The following is a 16,648-nucleotide window of genomic DNA, read 5'->3' on the forward strand; positions in this document are numbered from 1 at the left end:
GGCGCGATGACAACCCGACTCAACAAGTTCATTGCCGAAACCGGCTTCTGTTCCCGGCGTGAAGCCGACCGCATCATCGGCGAGCGCCGCGTCACCGTGAACGGCCACCCGGCCGGTACCGGTGCGGTGGTGGGCGAGGGCGACGTGGTGCTGGTCGACGGCCAGCCGCTGCGCGCGCGCGAGGCAAAAAAGGCCGGTGGCCGCCGTCATGTGTACATCGCGCTGAACAAGCCGGTGGGCATCACCTGCACCACCGAAAGTGCGGTGAAGGGCAACATCGTCGATTTCGTCGGCCATGAGCAGCGCATCTTCCCGGTCGGCCGGCTGGACAAGGATTCGGAAGGCCTGATCCTGATGACCAGCAACGGCAACATCGTCAACCAGATCCTGCGCGCGGAGAACAACCACCAGAAGGAATACCTGGTGGCGGTGAACAAGCCGGTGACCGACGAGTTCCTGCGCGGCATGGCGCGCGGGGTGCGCATCCATAATGAAACGACGCTGCCGTGCCGGGCCTCGCGCATCGCCAAGTTCGGCTTCCGGATCGTGCTGCAGCAGGGCCTGAACCGGCAGATCCGGTTGATGGCGGCGGCGTTCGATTACCGGGTGACCCAGCTGCGCCGGGTGCGCATCGACAACGTCAAGATCGGGGCGCTCAAGCCGGGCCAGTGGCGCAACCTGACCGATGCGGAATTGAAGGGGCTGCTGCCGCAGCAGCAGGACTGGTAGGTCCTGCACCGGCGGGTAACCTTTGCCTCGGGTGATCGGGCTAGACTGTGGCCAGCTCCCGGATTCGACCCGCTGCATGATCAAGCCCGAGAAGCCCGTCAACGAGGCGGTTCGCCTGGCGGCACTGTATCGCTACCGCATCCTGGATTCGGAGAAGGAAAAGTCCTTCGAGGATCTGGTGACCATCGCCAAGGCGGTGTGTGGCGCCTCCATGGCGGCGGTCACGCTGATCGACGCCGAACGCCAATGGTTCAAATCCATCCAGGGAACGGAGGCGCAGGAGCTGCCACGCTCGGAGTCGATGTGTGGCCATGCGATCCTGCAGCCGGAACAGGTGATGGTGGTCGAGGATGCGCAACGCGATGTCCGCTTCCATGACAATCCCATCGTGACCGGTGACCCGAAGGTGCGCTTCTACGCGGGGGCGCCGCTGGTGAGTACGGAGGGGTTGCCGCTGGGCACGTTGTGCGTGTTCGATCCGCAACCGCAGCGGTTGGATGCGCAGCAGACCGAGGCGCTGGCGGCGCTGTCGCGGCAGGTGATGCTGGTGATGGAGCTGCGCCGGTTTGCGCTGGACATCCAGACCCACATGGTGGAGCGCGACGATTACGAGCGGTTGCTGGGCGAGTACCACGACGTGCTGCTGGCGCAGAACGCGGATCTGGCCGAGCAGAGCCGGACGGATGTGCTGACGGGGCTGCCGAACCGGCGCGCGATGGCGGTGGCACTGGATGCGTCGGTATTGGATGCGGACGGGCAGCCACGGCAGACGGCGGTGGCCCTGGTGGATATCGATCATTTCAAGCAGATCAACGATTTCAACGGGCACGCGACCGGCGACCGGGTGCTGGCGGAGTTGGGGGTGCTGCTCCGGGCGCAGTTCTCGGGCCGCGGGCTGGCGGCGCGCTATGGCGGGGAGGAGTTCGTGGTGCTGATGCCGGATACGGACCTGCGCACGGCGGAGTTGCAGTGCGATTTCCTGCGGATGGCGGTTTCCGACCTGCCGCTGGGGTTCCCGGTGACAGTCAGTATCGGGGTCGCGGCGCATCGTTCAGGTGACACCGTGGAGCAGACGCTGGAGCGGGCGGATGCGGCCTTGTACCGGGCGAAGGGTAATGGGCGGAATCGGGTTGAGCTTGCTCCCTGAGATCTAAAGCCTGGGCTGCTGGACTCCCTGGTTTGGCTGGCGGGGGTGGGTTTGCGGGACACGCTGCAAGTCCCGCTCCGCGGCCCGGCCCAGCCGCCAGCGGCTTTGCGTTCAGTCGCACGCGAGGCAGTGCCTCGCAAGCAGTGCGCCTTCACCCATGTAAGCTCGTTCGCGCCATCCATGGCGCTCTACGGTCCCGCAAACCCACCACCGCCAGCCTTTGACAGTGTGCCGGTGATTCGCTGAAAAGCCGTAGAGCCGGGCCGTGCCCGGCGGCTTTGGCGTGACGATTGACGGGGTCAATTGCGCCATCAATCGCAATACCTGCGACCTATCGCTGTCATCCTGCACGCCTGTATCCCTGCGGAGTCCTTCCGTGCTGCAGACCCTCGCCATTTCCAACTACCGTTCCCTGCACGATCTTGTCGTGCCGATGGGGGCATTGAACCTGGTCACCGGTGACAACGGCAGTGGCAAGTCCAGCCTGTACCGCGCGCTGCGGCTGCTGGCCGATACGGCGCGGGGAGGAGTGACGCCGTCGCTGGCGCGGGAGGGCGGGTTCCAGTCGGCGCTGTGGGCCGGTCCGGAGCGGTTGGACCGGCGGATGCTGTCGGGCGAGGTGCCGGTGCAGGGCGGACCGCGGCAGGCATCGGTCGCGCTGCGGCTGGGTTTTGCGGCGGATGATTTCGGGTATGCGATCGATCTGGGCTACCCAGTGGCCGATTCGCATTCGATGTTCAACCTGGACCCGCAGATCAAGTGCGAGAGCATCTGGGCCGGGCCGTTCCTGCGCAGCAGCAACGTGCTGGTGGAGCGGCGCGGGGCGATGGTGCGGCGGCGCAGTGGGCGCAGCTGGGAGGTGCTGGAATCGAACCTGTCGGTGCACGAAAGCTTGTTTACGCAGGTGGCCGATCCGCAGCGGATGCCGGAGGTGCTGCGGCTGCGCGAGACGCTGCGCAGCTGGCGCTTCTATGATCATTTCCGCAGTGACCGGGATGCGCCGGCGCGGCAAGCGAGCCTGGCCACGCGTACGCCGGTGCTGAGCCACGATGGGCATGACCTGGCGGCGGCGTGGCGGACGATCGTGGAAATCGGCGATTCCGATGCGCTGGCGGCAGCGCTGGACGATGCGTTCCCCGGGGCGCGGGTCTACATCGAGCCGAGTGAGGATCACCTGAGCCTGAAGTTCCACCAGCCCGGTCTGCTGCGGCCGCTGGGCGCGGCGGAGCTGTCCGACGGGACCTTGCGCTATCTGTTGCTGATCGCGGCGCTGCATACGCCGCGCCCGCCGCCGTTGATGGTGCTCAACGAGCCGGAAACCAGCCTGCATCCGGACCTGCTGCTGGCACTGGGGCGGTTGATCATCGGGGCGGCGGCGCGCAGCCAGGTGTGGGTGGTGTCGCATGCGAGCCGGTTGATCGCGGCGCTGCGCGAGGCAGAGCCGTGCACGTCGATCGCGCTGGAAAAGCAGATGAGCCGTACGACGCTGGTGGGCCAGGGCGTGCTGGACGCGCCGGCATGGTACTGGCCCGAACGCTGATGCCGGAAGCGTTGGCCCGTAAAAAAAGGATTGGTGAAATGGATCGGTGAAATGGATCGGTGAAACGGATTGGTGAAACGGATCGGTGAAACGGATCGGGAAAACGGATCGGGAAAACGGATCGGAAAACGGATCGGAAAACGGATCGGGAAAACGGATCGGGAAAACGGATCGGGAAACGGATCGGGAAAACGGATCGGAAAACGGATCGGGAAAACGGATCGGAAAACGGATCGGAAAACGGATCGGGAAAACGGACCGGAAAACGGATCGGTAGAGCGGACTGTTAGTCTGCTGCTTTTCGCGCGAAAGGCAGCCGACTAACAGTCGGCTCTACCCGCCGGCTCCACCCGCCGGCTCCACCCGCCGCGCGGGTTCCGGTTCGTCACTCGGCGATGTTGCGCGCTTCGGCGGTGCCCAGGATCTCGGGATGCTGCACTTTCTTGCGCCGGTTCAACAGCGGGTGCAGGAAGACCGCGCCGACGATGATCGCCACGCCGGCATAGAACAGCGGGGTGAGTTCACGCTGTTCGCTCAGCAGGACCATGGCCAGCAGGATCGCGTAGACCGGTTCGAGGTTGGTGACCAGCTGCACGGTGTAGGCGCTGAGGTGGCGCAGCGCAACCAGCGCCAGGGCGAACGGCAGCAGGGTGCACACGCCGGCCAGGGCCAGCAGCAGCATCCCGTCGCGCAGGTCGGGTATCACCCACAGCGGGCTGGCCAGCGCGGGCAGCAGGAACGGCAGCAGCGGGGCGAGCAGGGTCAGGGTGACGGTGCCGGCGCCCAGTTCCACCGCAGTGACGGTGAGTGGGTCGGCGTGGCTGACCAGCCGCTTGTTGAGCGAGCCGAAGATGGCGACCAGCAATGCGGACATGGCGCCGACCAGCACGCCCAGGCGCATGCCATCAGGCACCCCGCCGACCACCAGGCCGACGCCGGGCAGCACGGCGATGCCGAAGGCCAGCTCGCGCAGCTGGAAGGGGCGCTTGGCCACCCACGGTTCAATGACGGCGGTGAACACCGGGGCCAGCGCGATGCAGGTGGCCGCCACCGAGGCATTGGCCAGCTTCACCGCGCCATAGAAGGTGAGCCAGTGCAGGGCGACCAGCGCGCCCACGCCGCAGTACCCGGCGAACAGGGCGGGGGAGAGCTGGCGCAACCCGCGCCAGACGCGTGGCAGCAGGGCCAGCATGGCCACCACCAGCAGCATGCGCCACCACACCAGCGGCAACGCGGGCAGGCTGATGAGCTTGCCGAGGATGGCGGTGATGCCCCACAGCAGCACGCAGAAGTGGATTTGCAGCAGCGCTTTGCGGGTGTCGGTCATCGGCATCCGCGTATTGTGCGTCAATCGGCAAGGCCCCGATAGCGCGGGGCCTTGCCCGGCCCTACGCGCCGACCTGCTGCAGTTGTTTCCGCAGCGCCACCGCGGCGCCCGGGTTGCGGTGCTTGGCGGCGCCGATGAACAGCATGTACACCTCGCGCGGCCCACTGGCGGGGGCGTCGGCCGCGATGTGCGGCAGGTCGGGGTTGTCGTCGCCACGCGCCCAGCGCATCGCGCGCAGGCACCACTGTTCCAGCGTGCGCTCGGGGTAGCCGGCACGCAGGTTGGCGCGCGACTGCATCAGCCTGGCGTAGATGAAATCCGCGGTGGGGTCGGCAAAGCTGGGGTAATCGGCCGAGCCGCTGAACACCAGGGCCGCGCCGTGCGCGCGCGCCACGGCCACCAGCTCCGGCGTCCAAGCCACCGGATTGCGCACTTCCAGTGCGTGCCGGAGCACCTGTGCATTGGCCTTGCCGGGGAGGGCATCGAGGAACCGATCGAACTCCTGTGCACCCGCCGGATGGGTATCGCCAAACTGCCACACCAGCGGGCCCAGGCGATCCTCCAGCGCGGTGATGCCGTTGATGAAGTTGTCGGCGCGTGCGCCGGCCGCCGCCAGGTCGTGGGTCTGGGTGATCGTGCGTGGCGCCTTGGCGGAGAATTTGAAGCCGGGCGGGGTCTGCTCGCGCCACTGCGCGTACACCGCCGGCTTCTGCGCGCGGTAGAAGGTGCTGTTGATTTCGATGCAGCCGAGCTGGCGGCTGGCATGCGCCAGCTCCTCGCGCTGCGGCAGGCCGGCGGGGTAGAACGTGCCACCGCGCCAGGCCGGGAACACCCAACCGCCGATGCCGGTATGAATCGGTCCGGGAACAGCGTGCTTCAAGCGTCGCTCTCCTTCCAGGGGTCGTAGCTGCCGAACCACCACAGGTGGCCCTCGAGGTCGCGGCAGGCATAGCCGCGGCCGCCGTAGTCCTGGTCGGCGATATCGATCGCCAGCTCGGCCCCGGCGGCGACCGCACGCTCGTAGTGGGCATCGGGGTCGGTCACGATGACGCAGGCACTCTGGGTTTCGCGGCCCTCGACTTCATCGGGTTGCACGATGAGCTTGCCCCAGTCGCCGCCGTTGTCGACCGAGCCGAGCATGATCATGCCGCGGCCGTAGACCAGTTGGGCGTGGTACACGATGTCGCCTTCGGCGTACACGGCCTGCGCGGTGAACCCGAACGCACGCTCCAGCCAGGCGATGGCCGCACGCGCGTCGCGGTAACGCAGGCAGGGAATGATGGTGGAGCCGGTGTCGGTGTCGGTGGGGAGGGTCATGGGGTACTCCGGGGTGGGCGGCTTCTGGCACAGGCGAGCCTGCGGCCGGCCGCGTTACCATCGCGCGAAACCTGGCGTAACCGGCCCGTCGGTGGCCTCGACGCCCCTGCAACATGCAACCGGAGACACTGATTGAACACATCCTGGATCGGAGGCCTTGTGCTGCTGGCGTGCGCACCCCTGGCGTCGGCAGCCGTGCCGGCCGAACTGCAGCGGCTGGATGCCACGGTGGAACGCGTGCGCAGCCAGTTCGACATTCCCGGCATCGCGGTGGCGGTGGTCAAGGACGGCAAGGTCGTCTTCGAGCGCGGCTATGGCGTGCGCGAGCTGGGCAAGCCGGCACCGGTCGAGGCCGACACCCTGTTCGCCATCGCCTCCAACACCAAGGCGTTCACGGCCACCTCGCTGAACCTGCTGGCCGAGCAGGGCAAGCTGAAGATGGACGACCGGGTGATCGACCACCTGCCGTCGTTCCGCATGTCCGATCCGTACGTGACCGGCGAAATGCGCATCCGCGACCTGCTTTCGCACCGCAGCGGGCTCAGCCTGGGCGCGGGCGACCTGCTGTTCTGGCCGACCACCACCTACAGCAACGCCGAGGTGGTGCAGCGGCTGGGCAAGGTGCCGCTGAAAGCCGGCTTCCGCGACCGCTACGCCTACGACAACATCCTGTATGCGGTGGCGCAGCAGGTGATCGAACAGGTTTCCGGGCAGTCGTATGCGGACTTCCTGCAGCAGCACATCTTCACCCCGGTGGGCATGGCCGGCACCCGCTTCAATGCCGATAACCTGAAGCCGGGCGACAAGGCCGCGACCGGGCATGCCAAGTTCGACTTCACCGACCTGCGCACGGTGGCGCCGCTGACCTGGTCCAACAACGCCGGCGCGGGCGGGGTGTATTCCAGCGTGCACGACATGGCGCGCTGGATGAACGTGCAGCTGGCGCAGGGCAAGCTGGAAAACGGCACCGCGCTGTTCAGCCCGAAGAGCCAGCAGGCGATGTGGCAGATGATCACCCCGCAGGTGGTGCCCGAACCGAGCGTGCCGGCCCTGGCTGCCGCGCGCCCGAACTTCGCCGGCTACGGCGAGGGCTGGAGCCTGAGCGACTACCGGGGGCAGAAGCTGGTGTGGCACACCGGCGGTTGGCCGGGCATGGTGTCGCGGGTGACGTTGGTGCCGGAGCAGAAGCTGGGCATCGTGGTGCTGACCAACCAGGAAGTGGGCGCGGCCTTCAACGCGATCACCATGGACGTGCTGGACGCCTATCTCAAGGCGCCGGCCACCGACTGGGTGGCGGCGTATGCCGCGGCGGTGGCCAAGGCGCAGGACAAGGCCGACGAGGGCTGGGCGGCGCACCAGGCGGCACGCGATCCGAAATCCACGCCGTCGCTGCCGCTGGCACGCTACGCCGGCACCTACCGCGACCCGTGGTATGGCGAGGTGTTCGTCGAGCAGCGCGCCGGCAAGCTGCGCCTGCGTTTCGGCAGGACGGCGCAGCTGGTGGGCACGATGGAGCACTGGCAGCACGATACGTTCATCGTGCGCTGGGACGACCGCTCGCTCAACGCCGATGCGTTCGTGAACTTCAGCCTGGATCCGGACGGCAAGGTGCGCGAGGTGCGCATGCAGGCGGTATCGTCGCTGACCGACTTCAGTTTCGATTTCCAGGACCTGGTGTTGACCCCGTGAAAACAAACGGCAGGCTGCGGTGGGATAATCGCGGCCTGCCTGTTTTCCAGGAAATGGAATGTTCCGCTGGTTCGAGTCGCTGATTCCCGTATTTCCGCCGATCGACGCGCGCATGCCGCCGCGCCGGGTGCTGCCGTTCTACCTCCACTACCTGCGCCCGGTCTGGCCGGTGCTGCTGGCCACGTTGATCGCCGGGCTGCTGCTGGCGCTGGTGGAAGTGGCCATGTTCGATTTCCTCGGCCGCATCGTCGACATGGTCAGCGAGCAGCCGGATGCGGGCTTCTTCGCCCGGCACGCCGACACGCTGCTGTGGATGGCGGCGATCACGCTGGTGGCGCGGCCGGTGCTGGTGGGCCTGCACAACCTGCTGGTCAACCAGGCCATCGTGCCGGGGTTGAGCAACCGGTCGCGCTGGCTGATGCACAACTACGTGGTTCGACAGAGCCTGTCGTTCTTCCAGAATGATTTTGCCGGCAGCATGGCCAACCGGGTCATGCAGACCGGTACGTCGCTGCGCGAGTCGGCGGTGCAGATGGTGGATTCGCTGTGGTACATCGTGGTGTACACGGGCACGGCGCTGTACCTGTTCGCGCAGGCGGACTGGCGGCTGATGATCCCGCTGGTACTGTGGTTGGCAGCCTACGTGGTGATCATGGTGTACTTCGTGCCGCGCGCGAAGGAGCGTGCCTGGATCGCGTCCGAGGCGCGCTCCAAGGCGATGGGCCGGATCGTCGATGGCTACACCAACATTCCCACGCTGAAGCTGTTCGCCCACGGCGGGCGCGAGCAGGCCTATGTGGCCGAGGCGATCGAGGAGCTGGCGGTCAAGCACCGCCGCCAGACCCGGATCACCACCGGCATGGACCTGACCATCGCGATCGTCAACGGCTTCCTGATCGCCGGTACCTGCGGGCTGGCGCTGTGGCTGTGGAGCCACGGCAACATCACGGTGGGCGCGATCACGCTGGCCACGGGCCTGGTGATCCGCATCCACAACATGTCCGGCTGGATCATGTGGACGATCAACGGCATCTTCGAGGACATCGGCACGGTGCAGGACGGCATCACCACCATTTCGCAGCCACTGAGCGTGCAGGACCGCGCCGATGCGGTGCCGCTGGTGGTGCACGAAGGCGGGGTGCAGTTCGATGACATCCACTTCCACTACGGCAAGCAGGGCGGGGTGATCGCCGGGCTGGACCTGAGCGTGAAGCCCGGCGAGAAGATCGGCCTGGTCGGCCCGTCGGGCGCGGGCAAGTCGACGCTGGTGAACGTGCTGCTGCGCCTGTACGACCTGGAAAGCGGGCACATCCGCATCGACGGCCAGGACATCGCGGCGGTCACCCAGGAAAGCCTGCGCCGGCAGATCGGCGTGGTCACCCAGGACACATCGTTGCTGCACCGCTCGATCCGCGACAACCTGCTGTACGGACGGCCTGACGCCACCGAGGAACAACTGCGTGCGGCGGTGGGCAAGGCGCGCGCTGCCGCCTTCATCGACACGCTGCGTGATGCCGAAGGGCGGCAGGGGTATGACGCGCACGTGGGCGAGCGCGGGGTGAAGCTGTCCGGCGGCCAGCGGCAGCGCATCGCGATCGCGCGGGTGCTGCTCAAGGACGCGCCGATCCTGGTGCTGGACGAGGCCACCTCGGCGCTGGATTCGGAAGTGGAAGCGGCGATCCAGGACAACCTGGACGAGCTGATGGCGGGCAAGACGGTCATCGCCATCGCGCACCGCCTGTCCACCATCGCACGCATGGACCGGCTGGTGGTGATGGACCAGGGCCGTATCGTGGAAACCGGCACGCACGCCGAACTGGTCGCCGCGGGTGGTCTGTATGCCCGCCTGTGGGCGCGGCAGACCGGTGGGTTCGTCGCGGCGGACGCTGGTTAGAGCAACAGCAACAGCACCAACTGCGGCGTTTTTGTTGTTACGTGCAGGGAAGGCCGGCGGGCAGCCATCTACGGGACACGCCGTGAACCCATCCATGGGGGCTTGGCAAAAACATCCATGTTTTTGACAGTCCCTACGAGGGCTGCCCGCCGTCCTTCCCTTCAAACATCGCGGTCGGCGGAACGGAGAGCAGCGACGCATGGCGTCGCTCTACGCGTTCGCGATGTAGGGTCGGTTCCCAAACGACTGCCGGGACGAACGCAACATCCGATGACGCATGAAAATGATCGAAACCCGTAGAGCGACGCCACGCGTCGCTGCTCTCCGTTCCCCGCCGGCTTTCCAGCTCGTAGCACCTGAAACGCTGCTCTACGCGCGAAACAAAAACGGCCCGGTAATCACCGGGCCGTTTCCATATCACGTGCCGAACCGTGGCCGGCAACCACCATCACTCGATCGGCTGGTCCAGCATGAGCTGGCGTGCGAAGCGCACCGGCGGGGCGCCGTAGGACAGCATCTGGTCGTGGTAGGCCTTCAGGTTGAACTTGTCGCCCTGCTTTTCCTGCATCGCCTTGCGCGTGTCGAAGTGCTCCTGCGCGCCGACGAAGTAGGTCGGCAGCTGCGCCGAGGTCAGCTGCGCGCGCACCCACTTGCCCGATGCCTCGCTTTCCTGCTGGAACGCATCGTGGGTCATCAGCTGCATCGCCTGCTCGCGCGTCCAGTTGTCCACGTGCACGCCCTGGTCCAGGATCGCGTTGGAGATCGTGCGCAGGTAGAACTTCAGCTGCACCAGGTGGAACAGCGGATCGTTGTCCAGGTAACCCTGCTCCTGCATCATCCGCTCGGTGTACACCGCCCAGCCTTCGGCGAACAGGCCCGAGCGCAGCACCGCACGCAGCGTCGACGGGAACTTGCCCGAATGCCAGCCTTCCAGGTAGTGGCCCGGCGTGCCTTCGTGGATGCTCAGCAGGTGAATCATGCGGCTGTTGTATTCGCGCAGGAATGAATCAACCTGCTTGTCGGTCCAGTCGTCCGGAATCGGCGACACCGCGTAGAAGGTCTTCAGGTTCTTGTCCAGCGGACCCGGCGAATCGCAGTAGGCCACGGCCACGCCGCGCTGGAATTCGGGCATCAAAATGATGTCCACCGGCGCGTCGGGCAGGGTCATCAGGTCATGCTTGCGCACGAACTCGGTGGACTGTGCCAGCGCTGCCTTGGCATCGTCGACCACTTTGTCGCGCGCCGGCTTGTCGGCGTAGGCCAGCTCCAGCGCCGCTTCGATCGCCGCCTGCTGCTGTTCGTCGCTCGGATTGGCCGGCAGCGCCGGGGCGCCCGGCTTGCCGTTCAGCACCGTCTGCGCGATGCCGTACATGTCCTGGCGTACGCGCTTGAGTTCGGCGCGCGCGCGTTCGCCGATCTCGGCGCGCGACAGCGACGAGTTCAGCGCGAACTTCAGCTTCTGGTCGTACAGCTCGGCACCAATGCGGAAATCGCCCTTGGCGTTCGGCACCAGCGTCTTGTCCAGCCACGTCTGCTGTTCGTCCACCGCCTTCTTCAGGCCGTCGATGGCGGCCTGCAGGCGCTTGCCATCTTCGGCCGGCAGTTCACCGATGTGGGGCGTGATGAAGGTATCGACGATGCTCAGGATGCCCTTGTTCTGCTTGGACACCGTTTCGGCATGGATCTTCGGCACGCGGGCCGGGTCCAGATTCTCGCGGGCCTGGGCGAAGATCTGCGGCAGCTTTTCCATCCGTGCGGTGGCCGACTTCAGGCGGTCGGGCAGCGGCGCGAACTCACGCGCCATCAGGCCGTACAGCGCGCTGCCGGCGGTGCCGTTGTAGATCTGCGGATCCCACTTGGACGCCTGCAGCACTTCGGCGTTCCAGATTTCGGACTGCAGCTGGTTGCGCAGGATGGCCGCATCCACCTGGTTTTCGCGCGAGAGCTTGCCCACCTCGACCTTGTCCAGTTCGCCGAGCAGGCCTTTGTAGGCGGTCAGCATCTTCTGCTGGCCGGCCGCGCTCAGATCGTCGATCTCGCTGTCGTAACGGTGATCGCCGATCTGGGTGGCGCTGATCGGCGACAGCTGCATCCAGGTGTCCAGGGCACGCTTGGACAGGTCGGCGAAGGCGGCATCCACGGCCGCATCGGCGGCGGGGGCGGTGGCCGCGGTACCGGCCGGGGCGGTGGGGGCGTCGGCCTGCTGGCAGCCACCCAGGGCGGCGATCAGGGCAAGGGCAAGAAGATGCTGGCGCATCGGCGATCCTGTGCTGTGGACAATCGCCCAGCATAGGCGCTGCTGGCGGGCGACCGCCCGTGCCATTGGATTACCATGGGCCTTTCCCGCCGGGAGGTGTGCCATGCAGTACGAGGGAAGCTGCCATTGCGGGCAGATCGCGTTCGTGGTCCAGGCCGAGGCCCCCATCACCGACGTGGTGGACTGCAACTGCTCGCTGTGCCGGCGGCGCGGTGGTCTGCTGTGGTTCGGCCCGCGCGCGGCGCTGACCCTGAACACGGACCCTTCGCAGCTGGCCACCTACCAGTTCCACAAGCACCACCTGCAGCATCATTACTGCCGTGAGTGCGGCATTGCCCCGTTCAGCGAGGGCGTGGACCCGCGCAGCGGCCAGGCGATGGTGGCGGTGAACGTGCGCTGCCTGCCCGGGCTGGAACTGGGTGGGCTGAAGATCAATTTCTACGATGGAGCCAGCGTGTGACGACAGGGACGATGTGGCGCGGCGGCGCCATGGCAGGGATGCTGCTGGTGGCGCTTGCCGGGTGCAGTGGAAAGCAGCACGCGGAAATGGCCAATGCCGGTGCGGCCGGTGCGGTGGCCTCGCCGGAAGGTGCGGCCCTGGCGTATGAGCACGAGGTGGACATCCAGCTCGATGCCGCGCAGATCGGGCCGCGGGTGAAGCAGATCAGCGAGGCCTGCCAGTCCAGCAGGTTCGGCGATTGCGCCGTGCTGCAGGTCGGCCAGCAGGGCGGCGAGTATCCGTCCGGCTCGATCCGGGTACGGATCGCGCCCAAGGGCGTGGAGCCGTTGATCGGGCTGGCCGGGCAGGGCGGCGACGTCGCCTCGCGCAACACCCAGGCCGAAGACCTCGCCCAGCAGGTCGCGGACACCGCGCTGACCAAGGCCCGCCTGCAGAAGGAACACGAACGCCTGCTCGCCTACCAGGACGACAAGGGGATCAAGGTCGCCGACCTGCTGGTCATCACCCAGCGCCTGTCCGAAATCGAGGCAGGGCTGGAGCAGGCCAACAAGGACGCCGCCAACCAGCGGCGGCGGATCGACACCCAACTGCTCACGCTGCGCTTCCAGACGCCTGCTGGCCAGCGCAGCCGCAGCGAGATCGGCGAGGCGCTGGGCGACTTCGGCGCGACCGTCACCAGCAGCGTGGCCTTCGTGATCCGCGCGGTGGCGGCGCTGCTGCCGGTGACGCTGGTGCTGTGGCTGCTGGGCTGGGTTGGGCTGAAACTGTGGCGTCGGCGCCGTCGGGCTTCGTCCATGCCGTGACGCGTATGCACCAACGGTGCATACCTACCGGTGGGTTGCCACGTCAGCCCTCGTCGGTTTCGTACTCGACGAACACGTCCAGTTCCAGCGCCAGCTCCTGCACGGCATCGCGCACCTTCTGCGCGGTGCTTTCATTGCCAACCTCGACCTCCAGCTCATGCGTGCCGGGCCCGATGTCATCGGACAGGCCGGCCGAGCTGGAATCGTCATCGTCCATGTGCGGCATCAGGTCGTCGGTTTCCTCGACGTGCTCGATGCCCTCGATGCTCTGGAGCAGGTCGCTGATGGCGCGCGCATCGTCTTCGGTACCGGTGATCCTGAGTCGCAGCATGGCCATGGGAAGGTCTCGTGGGAGTGGGGATTCCACCGTAGCGATGCGCCGGGCAAAAGCGGGTGAATGCCCGGCCGGCGGTCGGGCGACATTCACCCGCCGGTAGCTCACGACCGTTGGTCGTGAGGCGTTTGGTCGTGAGGGCGGTTCAACAATTCATCCGGCAACGCCGGCACCGGCGTGCGTTCATCCAGGGCTTCGCGCTTGAGCCAGTCCATGAACGCCACCGCCGTCGGGCTGAGCGGCCGGTGCTCGGCGTGCACTATGTAATAGGCATAGCGCGCCTTCAGCGCCGGCCCGGGCAGGCGCACCAGTTCATAGCGCTGCAGGTACGGCTGGGCGATATGCTTGCGCGCCAGCACCGCGCCGATGCCATACACCGCCGCGCGCATCGCATCGGTGCTGTCGCTGAAGATGTGCTGCGCGGTCAGGTCCAGGCCACGCACGCCGGCGGCCCGGAACCAGTCGCGCCAGCCCTGCGGTGACATGTCGCTGACCAGCGGCAGCGTGGCGATCTGCGCGGGCTCACGCAGCGCCGACACCCCCGGCAGGGCCGGTGACGCCACCGGGCACAGCTCGTCGTCCATCAGGTGGTGGGCGGCCAGGCCGGGCCACTGGCCCAGTCCGTAACGGATGCCCAGTTCCGGACCGTTCTCGTCGAAGCGGACCAGTTCGCTGCTGGTCTGCAGCTCGATGCGCATGCGCGGATGCAGGCGGCTGAAACGCGGCAGGCGCGGCACCAGCCAGCAGTACGACAGCGAGCGCAGGGTGGTGATCCGCAGCGGCACCACATCGGCCTGCGGGTGCAGGTTGCCGGCCACGGCGTTGATGTCGCTCAGGGCGGCGGCGGCGGCGTCGGCCAACTGGCGGCCCTCGGCGGTCAGGCGCACGCCACGGGCATGGCGCTGGAACAGCACCGTGCCCAGCAGCGCTTCCAGCCGCCGCACGTGGTGGCTGACCGCGCTGGCGGTGAGGTGCAGTTCCTCGGCGGCATGGGCGAAATTCTGGTGGCGCGCGGCGACCGCGAACACCCCCAGCGCGGGCAGCAGGGCAGGGCGCAGGATCATGGCGAGACCCAAATCATATTTGTGGCTTGCAGGGATACTACGCGCTTGTCGGGGCCGCGCGGCAGGTAGATGCTGCGTGTCTGATCCCTGGAGCCCGCGCCATGTTGCTGCCCGTCCCCGCTGCCGTCGCTGCCCGTTCCTGCCATGCCGGGGGCCGCCCGTGAGCGGCGCGCCGGTGAGTGCGGGGGCGATGGAGCGCGATTGGCGCACCCCGCTGGAGCTGACCGTGCTCGGCGCGATCTGGGGCTGCTCGTTTCTGTTCATGCGCGTGGCGGTGCCGTCGTTCGGGCCGTATGCGCTGGTGGAAGTGCGGCTGCTGCTGGGCGCGCTGGTGCTGCTGCCGTTCCTCTGGCAGGCGCGCGCGCAGTTCCCGGCCCGGCGGTGGTTGTGGCTGGTGCCGATCGGCCTGATCAACTCCGCCATTCCGTTCGTGCTGTTCGCCTGGGCCGCGCAGCGCGCACCGGCCGCGATCGGCGCGATCTGCAACGCGATGACCGTGCTGTTTGCCGCGCTGATTGCGTTCCTGTTCTTCGGCGAGAAGATCGGCATGCGCCGCGCGATCGCGCTGCTGGTCGGCTTCGGCGGCGTGGTGGTGCTGGCCACGGCCAAGGTGTCCGGGCTGAGCATCGGCGCGGCGGTGATTGCCGGTTCGCTGGCTGCGCTGCTGTACGGCCTGGGCGTGAACCTGGTCAAGCGCCACATGACCGGCCTGCCGCCAGCGGCGTCGGCCGGCGCTACGCTGGGCAGCGCGGCGCTGCTGATGCTGCCGATGGCGCTGACCCACTGGCCGGACGCGCCGATTCCGGCTGTGTCGTGGGCGTGCGCGATCGCGCTGGGGGTGGTCTGCACCGGCTTTGCGTTCCTGATGTTCTACCGCCTCATCGCGCGGATCGGCCCGGCGCGCGCCTCCACCGTGACGTATCTGGTGCCGATGTTCGGCGCGCTGTTTGCCTGGCTGTTCCTGGGCGAGCCGGTGACGTGGGCGATGGTGGTCGCCGGCGCGTTGATCCTCGGCAGCGTCGCCGCCAGCCAGAAACGCTGACGCGACGCGGCATCCCTTACCGCACGGGCACGGGGATGTTGCACAGGTCGATATGCCCGGCGGCGCGTTTGTAGAAGTCGTCCACGCGGTTGCGGCGCGCTTCGACCGTATCGGCGAAGGTCTTTGAATCGGTGCGCAGCACCTGCAGCGTCGGTCGCTGCGCTTGCGGCAGGTCGCTCACGCGTTGGATCGAGCGGATCGCGGTGCGCTGCGAAGCGTCGGCGTAGAAGCCCATCGGGGCCGGTCCGCGCGGCAGCGCGCTGAGCAGCTCCATGCCCTTGAGCACCCGGCCGACCACGGTGATGTTGCGGTCCAGCTGGCGCGGCGACTGGCCAGTGACCACGTACAGCTCGGCGCCGATGCTGCTGTCTTCGTCGTTGTTGCGGCCGGCACCCAGCGCGCCGTAGCAGTGCGCCAGCCAGGTCTTGCCGTCCTGCCGGTCCTGGCCCACCGCGAAGCCGTCGACGAAGCCGGTCTGGTCGGCCCAGCCGTCGCGATCGGGCAGCACGCTGACCTTCAACCCTTTGCTGTCGCGCTGGAACTCCGCCGGCAGCTTGCGCTTGGCCGAGCCCAGCGGCTTGGCCTTGGCCGCGTCATCGGCATCAGCATCGCCGAATTGCACCACGAAGTTGTCCTGCGCGCGGTAGATGCTCTCGCCATCCCAGAAATGCTCATGGGCCAGGGTCTGGATGTTGGCCACGTGCTGCGGCGCGAAGGCCGGGGCCAGCTCGATCAGGACCTCACCGGCATCCAGCTTCATCACCAGCAGGTTGGCCGGATCCGGCGTGCGCCAGTCGCTCGCGGGCGAGGCTTCCAGGATCTGCTGGGCGCTGCGGTACGGCGTGGCTGCGGTGGCCAGGCCCGGCAGCAGGCAGGAGAGGGCAAGCGCAAGCAGGGCGGGACGGCGTGGCGACATGGTGGACCCCGGGATGAACGATCCCCGATTCTGCGCGAAGCCCGGCTCCGGCCGCCAGCCCACCCTGTCCCCCGGCAGGGTGACTAACGGCACGTTCGCTATAGCTGACTTCGCACTAGTGTTGACTCC

At 67.3% G+C, this 16,648-nt stretch carries 15 protein-coding genes; 8 read left to right on the plus strand and 7 right to left on the minus strand.

Features of this window, described 5'->3' with window-relative positions; all coding sequences use genetic code 11:
• Positions 1-6: 6 nt before the first annotated feature.
• From SOM39_RS15905 to SOM39_RS15915, 3 genes are all read left to right on the plus strand, one after another.
• Positions 7-729, plus strand: a complete 723-nt coding sequence (locus tag SOM39_RS15905; protein WP_093533149.1) for a pseudouridine synthase — start codon at positions 7-9, stop codon at positions 727-729.
• 76 nt (positions 730-805) lie between these two features.
• On the plus strand, positions 806-1,876 hold the full coding sequence (locus SOM39_RS15910; protein WP_217538749.1) for a sensor domain-containing diguanylate cyclase: 1,071 nt from the start codon (positions 806-808) through the stop codon (positions 1,874-1,876).
• Between the two features lie 376 nt (positions 1,877-2,252).
• Positions 2,253-3,416 (plus strand): AAA family ATPase, encoded by a 1,164-nt coding sequence (locus SOM39_RS15915; protein ID WP_320458882.1) that lies wholly within the window; start codon positions 2,253-2,255, stop codon positions 3,414-3,416.
• Positions 3,417-3,801: 385 nt separating this feature from the next.
• Here SOM39_RS15915 and SOM39_RS15920 read toward each other — a convergent pair whose 3' ends face one another.
• Genes SOM39_RS15920 through SOM39_RS15930 form a run of 3 tightly spaced genes read right to left on the minus strand, consistent with a single transcriptional unit; the run spans position 3,802 to position 6,060 of the window.
• Complete coding sequence (locus tag SOM39_RS15920) at positions 3,802-4,749, minus strand: DMT family transporter (protein ID WP_320458883.1); 948 nt, start codon at positions 4,747-4,749, stop codon at positions 3,802-3,804.
• 55 nt (positions 4,750-4,804) lie between these two features.
• Positions 4,805-5,623 (minus strand): DUF72 domain-containing protein, encoded by an 819-nt coding sequence (locus tag SOM39_RS15925; RefSeq protein ID WP_320458884.1) that lies wholly within the window; start codon positions 5,621-5,623, stop codon positions 4,805-4,807.
• On the minus strand, positions 5,620-6,060 hold the full coding sequence (locus tag SOM39_RS15930) for a VOC family protein (RefSeq protein WP_249833988.1): 441 nt from the start codon (positions 6,058-6,060) through the stop codon (positions 5,620-5,622). Before SOM39_RS15930 ends, SOM39_RS15925 begins: the two co-directional genes overlap by 4 nt.
• A gap of 132 nt (positions 6,061-6,192) precedes the next feature.
• Here SOM39_RS15930 and SOM39_RS15935 point away from each other — a divergent pair, with 132 nt between their 5' ends.
• Positions 6,193-7,749 carry a serine hydrolase gene (locus tag SOM39_RS15935; RefSeq protein WP_320458885.1) on the plus strand — a complete coding sequence of 519 codons (1,557 nt, stop codon included), beginning with the start codon at positions 6,193-6,195 and terminating at the stop codon, positions 7,747-7,749.
• Between the two features lie 58 nt (positions 7,750-7,807).
• Positions 7,808-9,643, plus strand: a complete 1,836-nt coding sequence (gene smrA, locus SOM39_RS15940; RefSeq protein WP_093533155.1) for a multidrug efflux ABC transporter SmrA — start codon at positions 7,808-7,810, stop codon at positions 9,641-9,643.
• A gap of 448 nt (positions 9,644-10,091) precedes the next feature.
• On the opposite strand, the gene SOM39_RS15945 is transcribed toward smrA, so the two are convergent.
• Positions 10,092-11,900: a DUF885 domain-containing protein gene (locus SOM39_RS15945; protein WP_095363345.1), complete on the minus strand. Its 1,809-nt coding sequence runs from the start codon at positions 11,898-11,900 to the stop codon at positions 10,092-10,094.
• A gap of 103 nt (positions 11,901-12,003) precedes the next feature.
• Here SOM39_RS15945 and SOM39_RS15950 point away from each other — a divergent pair, with 103 nt between their 5' ends.
• Both SOM39_RS15950 and SOM39_RS15955 read left to right on the plus strand, forming a co-directional pair.
• On the plus strand, positions 12,004-12,360 hold the full coding sequence (locus tag SOM39_RS15950; RefSeq protein WP_320458886.1) for a GFA family protein: 357 nt from the start codon (positions 12,004-12,006) through the stop codon (positions 12,358-12,360).
• A 38-nt stretch (positions 12,361-12,398) separates the two neighbouring features.
• Positions 12,399-13,163, plus strand: coding sequence for a DUF4349 domain-containing protein (locus tag SOM39_RS15955; protein ID WP_414715887.1), 765 nt, complete (start codon positions 12,399-12,401; stop codon positions 13,161-13,163).
• Between the two features lie 43 nt (positions 13,164-13,206).
• Here the strand turns inward: SOM39_RS15955 and SOM39_RS15960 are convergent, their stop codons facing one another.
• Both SOM39_RS15960 and SOM39_RS15965 read right to left on the minus strand, forming a co-directional pair.
• Complete coding sequence (locus tag SOM39_RS15960) at positions 13,207-13,500, minus strand: hypothetical protein (protein ID WP_093533157.1); 294 nt, start codon at positions 13,498-13,500, stop codon at positions 13,207-13,209.
• A gap of 101 nt (positions 13,501-13,601) precedes the next feature.
• On the minus strand, positions 13,602-14,561 hold the full coding sequence (locus SOM39_RS15965; protein WP_320458888.1) for a LysR substrate-binding domain-containing protein: 960 nt from the start codon (positions 14,559-14,561) through the stop codon (positions 13,602-13,604).
• 190 nt (positions 14,562-14,751) lie between these two features.
• On the opposite strand from SOM39_RS15965, the gene SOM39_RS15970 reads away from it, so the two are divergent.
• A complete protein-coding gene (locus tag SOM39_RS15970) occupies positions 14,752-15,603 on the plus strand; it encodes a DMT family transporter (protein WP_320458915.1) in 852 nt (283 codons plus the stop codon).
• Positions 15,604-15,619: 16 nt separating this feature from the next.
• Here SOM39_RS15970 and SOM39_RS15975 read toward each other — a convergent pair whose 3' ends face one another.
• The gene (locus SOM39_RS15975; protein WP_320458889.1) at positions 15,620-16,519 is read right to left on the minus strand and encodes a peptidylprolyl isomerase; all 900 of its coding nucleotides are present in this window, start codon (positions 16,517-16,519) and stop codon (positions 15,620-15,622) included.
• Between the last annotated feature and the right edge of the window lie 129 nt (positions 16,520-16,648).

It is taken from the genome of Stenotrophomonas sp. CFBP8994, from assembly GCF_034044835.1.
GTDB lineage: Bacteria > Pseudomonadota > Gammaproteobacteria > Xanthomonadales > Xanthomonadaceae > Stenotrophomonas > Stenotrophomonas rhizophila_A.